Genomic DNA, 586 nt, shown 5'->3' on the forward strand with positions numbered 1-586 from the left:
AAGCTTGGCAGTTTGGCCCAGTGGTAGAGGAGGTTTATAGAGAGTATTATTTATGGAGTGGGCTTGCAATTTATACTGAACAAACACAAATTGATAACAAAACTCTATCATCTGATATGAATAGCTTAATACTAGACCTCGCTAAAAAATATCCATGGGAGCTAGTAAATATTACTCATCTTCCTAATAGTGCATGGGATAAGACTTGGAATAATGGTGCTGGAAACCATACTATTATAAACAAGAAACTTATAGAACAAGATGCTAAAAACTTTAAAGGTTAAAGCGTGTATATAAAAGGAGGGAAAATACAAGAACCAAAAGATAAGGAGTTAATAAAATGCTACTAACTAGTAAAAATGCTTTAGTTATAAACTCGATGGATATTGAAAAAGAGATTATTGATAAAGTGTTTGGCAAAAAGGCATCTTTATTTTTAGATTTTCTAGAAGGAAAGATAGACACTTTCGAAGTAACAGTATCAAAGTTACTTGATTTATCTAAAAGGATAGATGTGCCTTTTTCTTATTTTTTCTTAGATGAGCTTCCTGAAACAACAAATGTGATAGATAGCTTACTTAAGTCT

1 protein-coding gene and 1 pseudogene are annotated in these 586 nt (G+C 31.4%); both read left to right on the forward strand.

Annotated elements, in window-relative coordinates; translation table 11 throughout:
* Window positions 1–284: pseudogene (locus tag BKH43_RS08585) on the forward strand (hypothetical protein); the annotation flags it as partial.
* Window positions 285–340: 56 nt separating this feature from the next.
* A partial coding sequence (locus BKH43_RS08370; RefSeq protein WP_143429070.1) for a hypothetical protein occupies window positions 341–586 on the forward strand: 246 nt, incomplete at its 3' end.

The organism is Helicobacter sp. 13S00401-1, from assembly GCF_002272925.1.
Lineage (GTDB): Bacteria > Campylobacterota > Campylobacteria > Campylobacterales > Helicobacteraceae > Helicobacter_I.